Consider the following 13,393-nt stretch of genomic DNA (forward strand, 5'->3'; position numbering starts at 1 on the left):
GTAAAAGTTGGCTTCCTGCGCGCCTCAGCCCTGCCGGGCGACGGCGCGCGAGGAGGCCGCGGCGATGACCAGGGCCAACGCGGCGACCAGGGCGAAGGAAAAGCCCACCGTGCTGGCCTCCGCCACGAAGCCGAGCAGGGCCGGGCCGGTCAGCACGCCGGCGTAGCCGAGGGTCGCCACCGCGGCGATGGCCTGGCCGGCTTCCCCCTCCGCCTTGGCCCCGGCGGCGCTGAACAGCACCGGCACCACGTTCGACAGGCCGAGGCCGGTCAGCCCGAAGCCGGCGACCGCCACCACCGGCCCGCCGCCGGTCAGCGCGACGGCCAGCCCGGCGAAGGCCAGCACGGCGCCCGCCCGGACCAGCAGCGGCCCGCCGAACCGCTGGCGCAGCCGGTCGCCGCAGAAGCGGCCCACCGCCATAGCGCCGGAAAAGACGGCGAAGCCCAGCGCCGCGATCGACGCCGCCCCCCCCAGATCCTCGCGCAGATAGACGGCGCTCCAGTCCAGGATCGCGCCCTCGCTCATGAAGGCCAGGAAGGTCAGCGCCCCCAGCAGCAGCGTGCCGCGGTCGGGCAGGGCGAGGCCCGACGGCTCCGCCTGCTGGTCGGCGCTGCCGGGCAGGAAGCGGCGGTGCAGCGCGAAGAACAGGAGCAGAAGCGCCGCCGCGAGGATCGAGGCCTGGACCGGCGGCGGCAGGATCTGCAGCAGCAGACCGCCCGCCCCGGCGCCGAACAGGCCGCCCAGGCTCCACATGCCGTGCAGCGACGACATGATGGGCTGCCCGAGATGGCGTTCCACCAGGGCGCCGTGGGCGTTCATCGCCACGTCCATGGTGCCGCCCGCCGCCCCGAACAGGAACAGCACCGCGCACAGCGCCAGCAGGTCCGGCATCAGCGCCGGCAGCGGCAGGATCAGGGCGAAGAACAGGGCGGTGATCCGGATCACCGGGGCGCTGCCGACGCGGCCGAGCAGGGCGCCGGTGCCGATCATCGCGGTCAGCGCCCCGGCGGCGAGGCAGAGCAGGGCGACGCCGAGCACGCCGGGGCTGAGGTCCAGATGATCCTTGATCGCCGGGATCTGGGTGGCCCAGACGCCGAAGACCGAGCCGTTGACGAAGAAGGCCGCCAGGGAGGCCAGCCGGGCGCCCGGGGCGCGGTCGGCGAATTCCCGTATGGTGAAATCCTGCGTTGCGGCCTGCATGACTTTCCACGTCCCTTCCGTCGCCCCGATGAAGGGGCCAGATGCGGCAGGACGGCGCGGGAATCAAGGCCGCGCGCCGCAGGGCACCCTTGCGAGGGCGGTCGGAACCCAAAACGGCGAAAGCCCCGGCGGCAGGCCGGGGCTCTCATTTCGATGGTGTGGAACCGAGGACTCAGTGCGCGCCGGAATGGTTGCCGGCGTCGCGCGGCATCGTGTTGGAGCGGCCCCCGACGATGAAGCGCGACAGGTAGGTCGGCAGGACCACCTCGCAGCTCGACAGGTTGGTGATGCCCAGATCCTTGAAGCCCGGCGCGCCGGCGGCGGCGACGTTGTCGGTCTTCAGCATCTCCACCTGATCGCGGGTCAGCGGCGGGGCGACGATGGGCGGCGCCTTTTCCAGCAGGCCGCCCAGCGTCTCCGCGATGTTCCAGGGAATCGGCACGAGGAAACGCTTGCGGCGGATCTCCCGCAGCATGAGCTGCATCAGCTCCTTGAAGCTGTAGACGCGCGGGCCGCCCAGCTCGAAGGTCCGGCCGGCCGCCGAGTCCAGCGTCGCCGCGGCGGCGATGGCGTCGGCCAGATCGCCGACATAGACCGGCTGGAACTTCGTCGCCCCGCCGATCAGCGGCAGCGCCGGGGAGACCTGCGCCATGGCGGCGAACTTGTTGAAGAAGCCGTCCTCCGGCCCGAAGACGATGCTCGGGCGGATGATGGTGGCGCCGGGGAAGGCCTGCGCCACCGCCTGCTCGCCCGCCGCCTTGGACTTGGCGTAGGCCGAGGCCGACTTGGCGTCGGCGCCGATGGCCGAGACATGGACCAGGCGGCGCACGCCGCTGGCCTTGGCGATGCGGGCGATGCGGGCGGGGGCGTCGACATGCACGGTCTGGAAATTCCAGGCCCCGCGCTCGTACAGCGTGCCGATCAGGTTGATGACGGTGTCCGCACCCTGGATGGCCCGCGCGACCGACTGGTCGTCCTTCACGTCGGCGGCCATCGGCACGATCTGCCCGACCGAGCCGGCGGTCTTCAGGAAGTTGGCCTTGTTCGGATGGCGCGACACCACGCGCACGATGGCGCCGGTCTTGGCGAGGCGACGAATGAGATGGCGGCCGACGAATCCCGAACCGCCGAACACCGTGACCACTTCAGAGCGATAGGACATCGACCTTCTCCCGTGCCGTTGGGCCCGCAAATTCTTCCCTCCGGGCCGCCCGCCGGCGGGGCGGGGCGACCGGATCGGGGGTTGCTTATATAGAAACCTCCCGGAGGAGGCTAGGGCCTGCCGCGCCGCCCGCGGCCCATTTCGCGCCCGGCGGCGCTTTCCGCGCGAAAGTGAAAAAAAGCTGTTGACGGGTCTCCGCCGGACGGCTACATAAGCGGCCCACACCGAGCCCAGGTGGCGGAATTGGTAGACGCGCAGGTTTCAGGTACCTGTGGCAGAAATGTCGTGGAAGTTCGAGTCTTCTCCTGGGCACCATATCTACCCGGCTGCGCCGCATGCTACGAGCCTCCCCCAGCGGGACGGACAGGTAGCAGAGCGGCGTTCGTCGTTTCTGGGGTCCGTGGCCGGGGGCCGTCCTATTGAGCGGGAAGCCACCCAATGCCCATCGACCTTCATGACGGCGACCTGCCGGACGGTCTCGACCTGAAGTCCCTCGCCCGCGGCGGCGCCGTCGCCATCGACACCGAGACCATGGGGCTGAACCCCCACCGCGACCGGCTGTGCCTGGTCCAGCTCTCCCCCGGCGACGGCACGGTCCATCTGGTCCAGTTCCGCAAGGGCGAATACGACGCGCCGAACCTGAAGCGCCTGCTCGCCGACCCCGACGTCACCAAGCTGTTCCACTTCGCCCGCTTCGACGTGGCGGTGATGCGGGCCTATCTCGGCGTCGTCTGCCAGCCGGTCTACTGCACCAAGGTCGCGTCCAAGCTGGTCCGCACCTTCACCGACAAGCACGGGCTGAAGGATCTGGTGAAGGACCTGCTGGGGGTGGAGCTGTCCAAGCAGCAGCAGTCCTCCGACTGGGGCGCCGCGGAGCTGACCCCGGAGCAGATGAAATACGCCGCCTCCGACGTGCTGCACCTGCACGACCTCAAGGAGAAGCTCGACGTCATGCTGGCGCGCGAGGGGCGGACCCATCTCGCCAAGGCCTGCTTCGACTTCCTGCCGGCCCGCGGCGAGCTTGACCTCGGCGGCTGGGAGCAGCCGGACATTCTGTCGCATTGAGGCCGTTCGCGTTGACGGCCGGCGCCGGGACATGAGCCCCGGTGGAATAGGTCAAGCCCTCCGGACGTTGATTTGACCGGACGCGCGCGGGTGGGCATACTGCCCGCGCGGCGGCTGACCCGTTGTCGCGGATACGCGCGCCGCCAGCCGGAGTACCCTTTCTCGGCCCCATGGGCCAACCAGAAGAGGCAAGCACCGCCTTGACGAGCCTGACCGCATCCAGCCTGGCACCCAGCCTGATCGATCGCCCGGCCGACGTCCCGCCGGACGCCGCGGCCGACCGCGACATCGCGAGCGCCCGGCGCGTCCTGCGGATGGAGGCCGAGGCCCTGACCGCGCTGGCGGACGGGCTGGACGGCGCCTTCGTGCGCGCCCTGGACCGGCTGGCCGGCATCGCCGGGCGCGTCGTCGTCTCCGGCATGGGCAAATCCGGCCATGTGGCGCGCAAGATCGCCGCGACCCTGGCCTCCACCGGCACGCCGGCCTTCTTCGTCCATCCCGGCGAGGCGAGCCACGGCGACCTCGGCATGATCGCCCGCCAGGACGCGGTGATCGCCCTGTCCAATTCCGGCGAGACGCACGAGCTGTCGGACATCGTCGCCTACACCCGCCGCTTCGACATTCCGCTGATCGGCATCACCCGGCGCGCCGGCTCCTCCCTGGCGGAGCAGTCGGACGTGGCGCTGGTGCTGCCGCCGGCGCCGGAGGCCTGTCCGCTGGGGCTGGCGCCGACCACCTCGAGCACGATGATGCTGGCGCTGGGCGACGCCCTGGCGGTGGCGCTGTTGGAACGGCGCGGCTTCACGGCGGCGGACTTCAAGCAGTTCCATCCCGGTGGCCAGCTCGGCCGGGCGCTGCTGAAGGTGACCGACGTGATGCACAAGGGCGAGGATATGCCGCTGTGCGCCTTGGATACGCCGCTTTCCACCGTCATATTCGAGATGACGGCCAAGCGGCTGGGCTGCGTCGGCGTGGTCGATGCCACCGGCGCTCTGGCCGGGGTCATCACGGACGGCGACCTCCGCCGCCACCTGACGCCGGAGCTGTGGGCCGAGCGCGCCGACAGCATCATGTCGCCGCGCCCCAAGACGATCCGCCCCAAGGCGCTGGTCGAGGAGGCGCTGCGGGAAATGAACGCGAAGCAGATCACCAGCCTGTTCGTGGTGGAAGCGGACCGGCCGCTCGGTGTTGTGCACATTCACGATTGCCTGCGCGCCGGGGCGGCGTGACGGGCAGCCGGAGGACGGTTGACGCCATGGACAGCGACCTGAAGGATCGGACGGTGAACACGCAGGAGCGGCGCGCGGATGCGCCTTCCCTCGCGGCTCAGCTCATGGCCATGCCGGGAGCGGAGCCGGAGGGCGAGGCGGCCAAGCGCGTCCACCGGCGCCGGGAGATCCGCCCGGTCAGCCGCGTCTACAGCCGTTTCGTCACCGGAATGAAGTTCGCGCTGCCGGCGCTGGCGCTGGCCGTGATGGCGCTGATCGCCGTCTGGCCCTCGCTGACCGAGCTGCCGACCCTGCGCATTTCCGCCGACAAGGGCCAGCTTGAGATGATCAAGCCGCGCTACATTGCGGTCGACGAGGACAACCAGCCCTTCTCGCTGGTCGCGGCCAAGGCCGACCGGATCGCCGACCAGCCGGACATCGTCCTGCTCGACCAGCCGGAGGCCGAGATGACCCAGACCGACGGCACCTGGGTGACCATCCGCTCCGACAAGGGCTGGTACAACCAGGTCACCGGCATCCTGAAGATGCGCGGCCATGTCCGCGTCATGCGCGACGACGGCAACGAATTCACCACCGAGGAAGCGGAATCCGACATCCGCAAGGGCACCGCCTGGGGCGATGTCCATGTCGTGGGCCAGGGGCCGCAGGGCGTGATCAACGCCGAGGGCTTCCGCCTGTCCGACCGTGGCAAGACGATGGTGTTCCTGAACCAGTCCAAGGCCGACGTCCAGGCCGCCGAAAGCCCGGGAGGAAAGACGCGTTGAGTGCAGCCACACCTGCAGCCACCCTTGCGGCCCCGCTGCTGGCCGCGTTCCTCCTGCTGTCGGGGATGTCCGCCCCGGCGGCGGCCCAGGGGCTGCCCGGCCTCGGCGGCGGCCCCAACCCGGTCGAGGTCAACGCCGATAAGGCCATCGAGTGGCACCAGGACGTGCGCGCCTATGTGGCGCGCGGCAACGCCTCGGCCAAGCGCGCCGACAGCACCGTCTACGCCGACGTGCTGACCGCCTACTACCGCGAGGTGCCGGGCAAGGGGAACGAGGTGTTCCAGCTCCTGGCCGAGGGCAACGTGCGCATCGTCAGCCCGACCCAGGAGGTTTTCGGCGAACGCGGCGTCTACGACGTGGACAAGCAGGTGGCGGTGGTCACCGGGCGCAACCTTAAGCTGGTCACCCGCACCGACATCGTGACGGCGCGCGACACGCTGGAATATTACGAGGCGAAGAACCTGACGGTGGCCCGCGGCGACGCGGTGGCCGTGCGCATCGCCAACGGCGACCGGCTGCGCGCCGACATCCTGATCGGCCAGCTGAAGAAAATGCCGGACGGCTCGACCCAGATGGAGCGCATCGACGGCGCGGGCAGTGTGGTGGTGACCACCGCGACCGACGTGGCGCTGTCGGACAAGCTGGTCTATTCGGTGGCCGACGAGACGGCGGTGCTGCTCGGCAACGTCAAGATCACCCGCAACGACAACCAGCTCAACGGCGACGCCGCCGAGATGAACATGAAGACCAAGGTCAACCGGGTGATCGCCGGCCCCGCCACCGGCGGCCGGGTGATGGGCCTTCTGATTCCCGGACAGGAGCCGGGGGCCCCCGGCGGCCGGTCCACCGCGCCGACGGGCGCCAAGCCCACCGCGCAGACGGGCGGCACGCCCGCCGCGAAGCCCTGACGGACCCGGCAGCGAATCAATGGCCATGGACATCGAAGACCGGAACCTCGGCGGTCCGACCCTTTCCGCCCCGAACGCGTCGGGTCACCCGGCGGGTCATCCCGCCACCGACGTGCGCCCGACCGAAGGGCTGGTGGCCCTGCATCTGGGCAAGGCCTACAAGAAGCGTCCGGTGGTCCGCGACGTGACCGTGACGGTCCAGCGCGGCGAGGCGGTCGGCCTGCTCGGCCCCAACGGGGCGGGCAAGACGACCTGCTTCTACATGATCACCGGGCTGATCGCCGCCGACTCCGGCACCATCCTGCTCGACGGACAGGACATCACGGCGCTGCCGATGTACCGCCGGGCGCGGCTGGGCATCGGCTATCTGCCGCAGGAGGCGTCGATCTTCCGCGGCATGTCGGTGGAGAACAACATCCGCTCCGTGCTGGAGGTGGTGGAGCCCAACCGCGACACCCGCGAGCAGATGCTGGACGAGCTGCTGGCGGAGTTCTCGATCACCCACCTGCGCCGGGCCCCGGCGCTGGCGCTGTCGGGCGGCGAGCGGCGGCGCGTCGAGATCGCCCGCGCGCTGGCCTCCCAGCCGCACTTCATCCTGCTCGACGAGCCGCTGGCCGGCATCGACCCGATCGCGGTGAACGACATCCGCGAACTGGTCAGCCACCTGCGCGACCGCGGCATCGGCGTGCTCATCACCGACCACAACGTGCGTGAAACGCTCGACCTCGTCGATCGGGCATACATCTTGCACGATGGTGTGGTACTAATGGAGGGAGAGCCGGCCGAGATCGTGGCGCACGAGGACGTGCGCCGGGTCTACCTCGGCGACCGGTTCAGCCTCTAGTGCGGTTTCCCTGCCCATGGCGCTCAGCCAACGCCTCGATCTTCGTCAGACCCAGTCCCTGGTGATGACTCCGCAGCTGCAGCAGGCCATCAAGCTGCTGCAGCTGTCGAACATCGAACTGTCGGACTTCGTGGACCGCGAGATCGAGCAGAACCCCCTGCTGGAGCGCGACAGCGGCCCCGGCGAGGGCGGCGGCGAGTCCGGGGGCGACGGTGCCGGTGACGGCGGGGGCGAGCCCGGAGCGGTGGACCTCGCCGGGCCGGAGGAGCGCCAGCCGCCGATGACCGACGGGCGCACCCGCGACACGGTGGAGATGACGGCGTCGGAGACGATGGGATCGGCCTCCGACGCGCCGCTCGACACCGATTTCGAGAATGTCTATTCCGACGACCGTTTCTCCGACGGGACGGACGGCTCCAACGACGTCTATGGCTCCTGGCAGGAGCGCGGCGGGCGCGGCGGCTTCGAGGACGACGAGTCCAACCTGGAAGCGACCCTGACCGGCCAGAAGAGCCTGCGCGACCATCTGACCGAGCAGCTGAAGATCGACCTGCCGGACCTCGGCGACCAGCTCATCGGTCTGGCGCTGATCGACCTGCTGGACGAGGCCGGCTGGATCACCGGGCTGGAGGTGGAGAGCCTCGCGGGGCAGCTCGGCTGCGCGCCGGAGCGGGTGGAGCGCGTGCTCGCCGCCTGCCAGCGCTTCGACCCGCCGGGCATCTTCGCGCGGTCGCTGAAGGAATGTCTGGCGATCCAGCTGCGCGAGAAGAACCGCTTCGACCCGGCGATGGAAGCGCTGCTCGACCATCTGGAGCTGCTGGCGGCGCGCAATCTGCCGGCGCTGATGAAGGTCTGCGGCGTGGACGCCGAGGACGTCGCCGACATGGTGGCGGAGATCCGCAAGCTGAACCCCAAGCCGGCGCTCAGCTTCGACCACACGCCCGCCCAGCTGGTCACCCCCGACATCCTGATGCGCGCCAACCCCGGCGGGGGCTGGCTGATCGACCTGAACCCGGACACCTTGCCGCGGGTTCTGGTCAACCACCGCTATTTCGCGCGCATCTCCGGCACCGCCCGCAACAAGGCGGACAAGGAATACATCACCGAGCGCTTCCAGTCGGCCAACTGGCTGGTCAAGTCGCTGCACCAGCGCGCCACCACCATTTTGAAGGTGGCCAGCGAGATCATCCGGCAGCAGGACGCCTTCTTCATCCACGGCGTCTCGCATTTGAAGCCGCTGATCCTGCGCGACATCGCCGAGGCGATCGGCATGCACGAGAGCACGGTCAGCCGTGTCACAACCAACAAGTTCATGGCGACGCCGCGCGGCGTGTTCGAGCTGAAATATTTCTTCACCTCCGCCATCCAGGGGGCCGACGGGCAGGCGGCCCACTCGGCGGAAGCCGTGCGCTACCGCATCAAGGCGATGATCGACGCCGAGAAGCCGGACGACGTGCTGTCGGATGATAAAATCGTCGAAATCCTTCGTGGGGAAGGGATCGACATTGCGCGCCGGACGGTCGCGAAGTATCGTGAAGCGATGCGCATTCCGTCATCGGTGCAGCGACGCCGTGCCAAGATGTCACGCATGTAACCGGGCCGGGAGGGGGTCGTCCTTGATTGACAGCCCATACCGCCGTCACTATGGTCCCCGTCCGCACGTGGCGGCCTTCCGTCGTCCTATGTCTATCGCGGACCAGATTGGAAACATCCCAAAATGCAACTGACCGTCAAAGGCAAGCAGCTTGACGTTGGCGACGCTCTGCGCACCCACGTCGCGGACAGCCTGAACACCATCGTCGGCAAGTATTTCAACAAGCCGATCGAGGCCAACGTCGTCCTGACGCGCGAAGCGCATCTGTTCAAGGCCGACATTCAGGTCCATGTCGGTCGTGGGATCGTCCTTCAGAGCGCGTCAGACGCCACCGAGCCGTACCCCGCCTTCGACACCGCGTGCGAGAAGCTGGCCAAGCGCCTGCGCCGCTACAAGCGCCGCCTGCGCGACCACCACAGCGTCGAAGCCCCCGCGCAGGAAGCCTTCCCGGCCCGCTACCAGATCCTGGAAGCGGAGAAGGACGAGGCCCATGTGGAGAGCGACGAGGCCGCCGCCGAAGAGGCGCAGCCCATTGTGATCGCCGAGATGGAAACCAACATCGCGACCCTGGCGGTCAGCGAGGCGGTCATGCGCATGGAACTCGCCGACGCTCCGGCCCTTATGTTCCGCAACGGCGCCCATGGCCGCCTGAACCTGGTCTACCGCCGCGCCGATGGCAACATCGGTTGGGTGGACCCGGCGGAGAAGGCCGGCGCCTGAGTCCGGTCTCAGTTCCAACCACACCCATAGCGTCATGCTCGATCTCATCACGCCGCACGCCATTCTCCCGAACCTGAAGGCCGGCAGCAAAAAGCAGGCCCTGCAGGACTTGGCGCGCAAGGCGTCCGAGCTGACCGGCCAGCACGAACGGGCGATCTTCGACGTCCTTCTGGAGCGCGAGCGGTTGGGCACCACCGGCGTCGGGCATGGCATCGCCATCCCGCACGGCAAGCTGTCCAACCTCGACCGCGTCCACGGCGTCTTCGCCCGGCTGGAGCGGCCCATCGACTTCGATGCGATCGATGAGCAGCCGGTCGATCTGATTTTCCTGCTGTTGGCTCCGGATCATGCCGGCGCCGACCATCTGAAGGCGCTGGCCCGTGTGTCGCGCCTGCTGCGCGACCAGTCCATGTGCGAGAAGCTGCGCGGTTCGGACTCGGCGGACGCGATCTACGCGCTGCTGACCCAGCACGAAGCCAGCCACGCGGCGTAAGGCGCGTTTCCTTGAGAACACAAAAAAACGGGAGGGCCGGCGGCTCTCCCGTTTTTCGTTTTGCGGCATCCCGAGATCATCGCGTCCTCACAGGAGCGGCGGGCGTACGTTTGTACGTACGCCCGCCGATGCCCTGTACGTTCAGGCCCGCTCGGCCCAGCCCATGTAGTTCACGTCGAGATCGCGCGGGTTCAGCCGGAACTCGTCGGACAGCGGGTTGTAGGTGATGCCGGTCAGGTCGCGGATCGCCAGCCCTTCCGCGCGCACGGCGGCGGCCAGTTCGCCGGGGCGCAGGAACTGGCGCCAGTTGTGGGTGCCGCGGGGCAGCCAGCGCAGGATGTACTCCGCCCCGACAATGGCCAGCGCGAAGGACTTCGGCGTGCGGTTCAGCGTCGCCAGGAACAGCGCGCCGCCCGGCGCGGTCAGGGCCGCGCAGGACTTCACGAACAGGGGCACGTCGGCGACATGCTCGATCACCTCCATCGCCAGCACGGCGTCGAAGCGCTCGCCGCTGGCGGCCAGCGCCTCGGCGGTGGTGGCGCGGTAATCGACGGGGGTGCCGGTTTCCGCGGCGTGGGCGGCGGCGGTCCGGATGTTGCGCTCGGCCGCGTCGACGCCCACCACGGTGGCGCCCATGCGGGCGACGGGCTCCGACAGCAGGCCGCCGCCGCAGCCGATGTCGACGATGCGCAGGCCCTTCAGCGGCTCCGCCGCCAGCGGGTCGCGGCCCAGGCGGCGGCACAGCGTGTCGCGGATGTAGGCCAGCCGCAGCGGGTTCAGCCGGTGCAGGGGCCGGAACTTGCCGGTGGGGTCCCACCATTCCGCGGCGATGGCCGAAAAGCGGGCGATGTCCTGGGGGTCGACAGTGCCTGCGGTGCCTGCGGTTCCGGCGGTCGCGGTCATGAAAGAAATCCCGTATGCTTGGATTGCGAGAACAATTGCGGGGCGAACTTGCCTCGCTGTGAGCGACAGAGTATGGATACGCCGCCCCGCGCCGGCAACGGTAGAGCGGGGGCGCGGACTGCCGGCTTTTTCGCCGGCCCAGACATGGTGTGAGGTATGGCGCGGATCGTCCTCAAGTTCGGCGGCACGTCGGTCGGCGACATCGACCGCATCAAGAACGTGGCCCGAAAGGTCGAGCAGGAAGTCAAGGCGGGGCATCAGGTTGCCGTCGTCGTGTCGGCGATGTCCGGCGTGACCAACCAGCTCGTGAAATACTGCAACGACATCGACAAGCTGCACGACGCGCGCGAGTACGACGCCATCGTCGCTTCGGGCGAGCAGGTGACCTCCGGTCTCCTCGCCATCGCGCTGCAGTCGCTCGGCATCCAGGCGCGGTCCTGGCTCGGCTGGCAGATTCCGATCTACAGCGACGAGACGCACGGCAAGGCGCGCATCGTGTCCATCGACACGGCGGAGCTGGACAAGCGGATGAACACCGGCGAGGTCGCCGTGGTCGCCGGCTTCCAGGGCGTGACCGAGGGTGGGCGCATCACCACGCTGGGCCGCGGCGGCTCCGACACCTCGGCGGTCGCCCTCGCGGCGGCGCTGAAGGCCGACCGCTGCGACATCTACACCGACGTGGACGGCGTCTACACCACCGACCCGCGCATCGTCACCAAGGCGCGCAAGCTCTCCAAGATCACCTACGAGGAGATGCTGGAGCTGGCGTCGCAGGGGGCGAAGGTCCTGCAGACCCGCTCGGTCGAGATGGCGATGAACCACCGCGTGCGCGTGCAGGTTCTGTCGAGCTTCGAGGAGGCCGCCGGCAGCGCGCTTCCCGGTACCCTTGTTGTTGACGAGGACGAGATCGTGGAAAAGGAAGTTGTGAGCGGCATCGCCTACAGCCGCGACGAGGCGAAGATCACCCTCATCGGCGTCGCCGACCGTCCGGGCGTGGCGGCCAGCATCTTCGGTCCGCTGACCGACGCCGCCGTCAATGTCGACATGATCGTCCAGAACGTGTCGGAAGACGGCAAGTCCACCGACATGACCTTCACGGTCGGCAAGGCCGACATCGCCCGCGCCGTCAAGGTGCTGGAGGACGCCCAGGCCGAGCTGAACTACAAGCGCATCGTCTCCGACGCCAACGTGGTGAAGGTGTCGGTGATCGGCGTCGGCATGCGCAGCCACGCCGGTGTCGCGCAGCGCATGTTCAAGGCGCTGGCCGACAAGGGCATCAACATCCAGGTCATCTCCACCTCCGAGATCAAGATCTCCGTCCTGATCGCCGAGGAGTATGCGGAGCTGGCGCTGCGCGCGCTGCACACCGCCTACGGGCTGGACGCGGCCTGAGTCGCGGTGAAGGGGGAGGGGCGGCGATGACCGACGCCAGGTCCGACGCGGTCGCAGGCGCCCGACTCGACCGGCTGTGGGAGCGTGGCTGCGCCTTCCTCGGCACGCGCACCGCCATCATGGGCGGTGCGATGAGCTGGGTGTCGGAGCGCCACCTCGTCTCCGCCATCTCCAACGCCGGGGGCTTCGGCGTGCTGGCCTGCGGCTCGATGCCGCCGGACCTGCTGGCGGCGGAGATCGCCGCCACGCGGGCGCTGACCGCGAAGCCCTTCGGCGTCAACCTCATCAACATGCACCCGGACCTCGACCGTCTGATCGATGTCTGCCGGGAGCTGGCGGTGAGCCACGTGGTGATCGCCGGGGGCTTCCCCAGCGGCGCCACCATCAAGCGGATCAAGGACGGCGGCGCCCGCGCCATGGCCTTCGCCCCGACGCTGGTCAGCGGCAAGCGGATGGTCAAGCTCGGCATCGACGCCCTGGTGATCGAGGGCACGGAGGCCGGCGGCCACATCGGCCCCGTCTCCACCACCGTCCTGGCGCAGGAGATCCTGCCCGACCTGCGCGAGGTCCCGGTCTTCGTGGCCGGCGGCATCGGGCGCGGCGAGGCCATCCTGTCCTATCTGGAGCAGGGGGCGGCGGGCGTGCAGATCGGCACCCGCTTCGTCTGCGCCACCGAATCCATCGCGCACCCGCGCTTCAAGCAGGTCTTCATCAAGGCCTCGGCGCGCGACGCCCAGGCGTCGGTGCAGATCGACCCGCGCTTTCCGGTGATCCCGGTGCGGGCGCTGGCCAACGCCGGGTCCAAACGCTTCATGGAGCTGCAGCGCGAGGTCATTGCCCGGGTGGACCGCGGCGAGACGACGCGCGACGCCGGCATCCTGGAGATCGAGCATTTCTGGGCCGGCGCGCTGCGCCGCGCGGTGATCGACGGCGACGTGGAGAGCGGCTCGCTGATGGCCGGGCAGAGCGTCGGGCTGGTCACGCGCGAGCAGCCGGTGGCCGAGATCATCGGCGACCTGATCGCCCAGGCCGAATCGGCGCTGGCCGCCCGCTGCCCGCGCATTGACGCCGAAGAGCAGCCGGTCATCGGTCCATCGGCCATCCTGGGGGCGGCGTGAG

At 69.3% G+C, this 13,393-nt stretch carries 13 protein-coding genes and 1 tRNA gene; 11 read left to right on the forward strand and 3 right to left on the reverse strand.

Annotated features, from left to right (window positions below; all coding sequences use genetic code 11):
• Window positions 1–24: 24 nt before the first annotated feature.
• Entirely contained in the window at window positions 25–1,200 is a 1,176-nt protein-coding gene (locus tag D3869_RS19965; protein WP_137141586.1) for an MFS transporter, read from the reverse strand.
• A 172-nt stretch (window positions 1,201–1,372) separates the two neighbouring features.
• Window positions 1,373–2,362, reverse strand: coding sequence for a complex I NDUFA9 subunit family protein (locus D3869_RS19970; RefSeq protein WP_137141587.1), 990 nt, complete (start codon window positions 2,360–2,362; stop codon window positions 1,373–1,375).
• 228 nt (window positions 2,363–2,590) lie between these two features.
• Here D3869_RS19970 and D3869_RS19975 point away from each other — a divergent pair.
• The 9 genes from D3869_RS19975 (at window position 2,591) to ptsN (ending at window position 9,979) form a co-directional block, all read left to right on the forward strand.
• Window positions 2,591–2,677, forward strand: a tRNA-Leu gene (locus D3869_RS19975).
• A 123-nt stretch (window positions 2,678–2,800) separates the two neighbouring features.
• Window positions 2,801–3,427 (forward strand): ribonuclease D, encoded by a 627-nt coding sequence (locus tag D3869_RS19980; RefSeq protein ID WP_137141588.1) that lies wholly within the window; start codon window positions 2,801–2,803, stop codon window positions 3,425–3,427.
• A gap of 200 nt (window positions 3,428–3,627) precedes the next feature.
• A complete protein-coding gene (locus D3869_RS19985; RefSeq protein ID WP_137141589.1) occupies window positions 3,628–4,656 on the forward strand; it encodes a KpsF/GutQ family sugar-phosphate isomerase in 1,029 nt (342 codons plus the stop codon).
• Between the two features lie 26 nt (window positions 4,657–4,682).
• The gene (gene lptC, locus D3869_RS19990; RefSeq protein WP_137141590.1) at window positions 4,683–5,420 is read left to right on the forward strand and encodes an LPS export ABC transporter periplasmic protein LptC; all 738 of its coding nucleotides are present in this window, start codon (window positions 4,683–4,685) and stop codon (window positions 5,418–5,420) included.
• Window positions 5,417–6,328 (forward strand): LptA/OstA family protein, encoded by a 912-nt coding sequence (locus D3869_RS19995; protein WP_247895801.1) that lies wholly within the window; start codon window positions 5,417–5,419, stop codon window positions 6,326–6,328. Before lptC ends, D3869_RS19995 begins: the two co-directional genes overlap by 4 nt.
• Before the next feature lie 19 nt (window positions 6,329–6,347).
• Window positions 6,348–7,172, forward strand: a complete 825-nt coding sequence (lptB, locus tag D3869_RS20000; RefSeq protein WP_175426532.1) for an LPS export ABC transporter ATP-binding protein — start codon at window positions 6,348–6,350, stop codon at window positions 7,170–7,172.
• Window positions 7,173–7,188: 16 nt separating this feature from the next.
• Window positions 7,189–8,766 carry an RNA polymerase factor sigma-54 gene (rpoN, locus tag D3869_RS20005; RefSeq protein WP_137141591.1) on the forward strand — a complete coding sequence of 526 codons (1,578 nt, stop codon included), beginning with the start codon at window positions 7,189–7,191 and terminating at the stop codon, window positions 8,764–8,766.
• Between the two features lie 123 nt (window positions 8,767–8,889).
• Window positions 8,890–9,486 carry a ribosome hibernation-promoting factor, HPF/YfiA family gene (gene hpf / locus D3869_RS20010; protein ID WP_137141592.1) on the forward strand — a complete coding sequence of 199 codons (597 nt, stop codon included), beginning with the start codon at window positions 8,890–8,892 and terminating at the stop codon, window positions 9,484–9,486.
• 34 nt (window positions 9,487–9,520) lie between these two features.
• Complete coding sequence (ptsN, locus tag D3869_RS20015; protein ID WP_137141593.1) at window positions 9,521–9,979, forward strand: PTS IIA-like nitrogen regulatory protein PtsN; 459 nt, start codon at window positions 9,521–9,523, stop codon at window positions 9,977–9,979.
• A gap of 141 nt (window positions 9,980–10,120) precedes the next feature.
• Here the strand turns inward: ptsN and ubiG are convergent, their stop codons facing one another.
• Window positions 10,121–10,882, reverse strand: coding sequence for a bifunctional 2-polyprenyl-6-hydroxyphenol methylase/3-demethylubiquinol 3-O-methyltransferase UbiG (gene ubiG, locus D3869_RS20020; protein WP_137141594.1), 762 nt, complete (start codon window positions 10,880–10,882; stop codon window positions 10,121–10,123).
• Between the two features lie 156 nt (window positions 10,883–11,038).
• On the opposite strand from ubiG, the gene D3869_RS20025 reads away from it, so the two are divergent.
• Together D3869_RS20025 and D3869_RS20030 are read left to right on the forward strand one after the other, a co-directional pair.
• Window positions 11,039–12,274 (forward strand): aspartate kinase, encoded by a 1,236-nt coding sequence (locus D3869_RS20025; protein WP_137141595.1) that lies wholly within the window; start codon window positions 11,039–11,041, stop codon window positions 12,272–12,274.
• 26 nt (window positions 12,275–12,300) lie between these two features.
• On the forward strand, window positions 12,301–13,392 hold the full coding sequence (locus D3869_RS20030) for an NAD(P)H-dependent flavin oxidoreductase (RefSeq protein ID WP_137141596.1): 1,092 nt from the start codon (window positions 12,301–12,303) through the stop codon (window positions 13,390–13,392).
• The last annotated feature ends 1 nt before the right edge of the window (window position 13,393 follow it).

The organism is Azospirillum brasilense, from assembly GCF_005222205.1.
Taxonomy (GTDB): Bacteria; Pseudomonadota; Alphaproteobacteria; order Azospirillales; family Azospirillaceae; genus Azospirillum; species Azospirillum brasilense_G.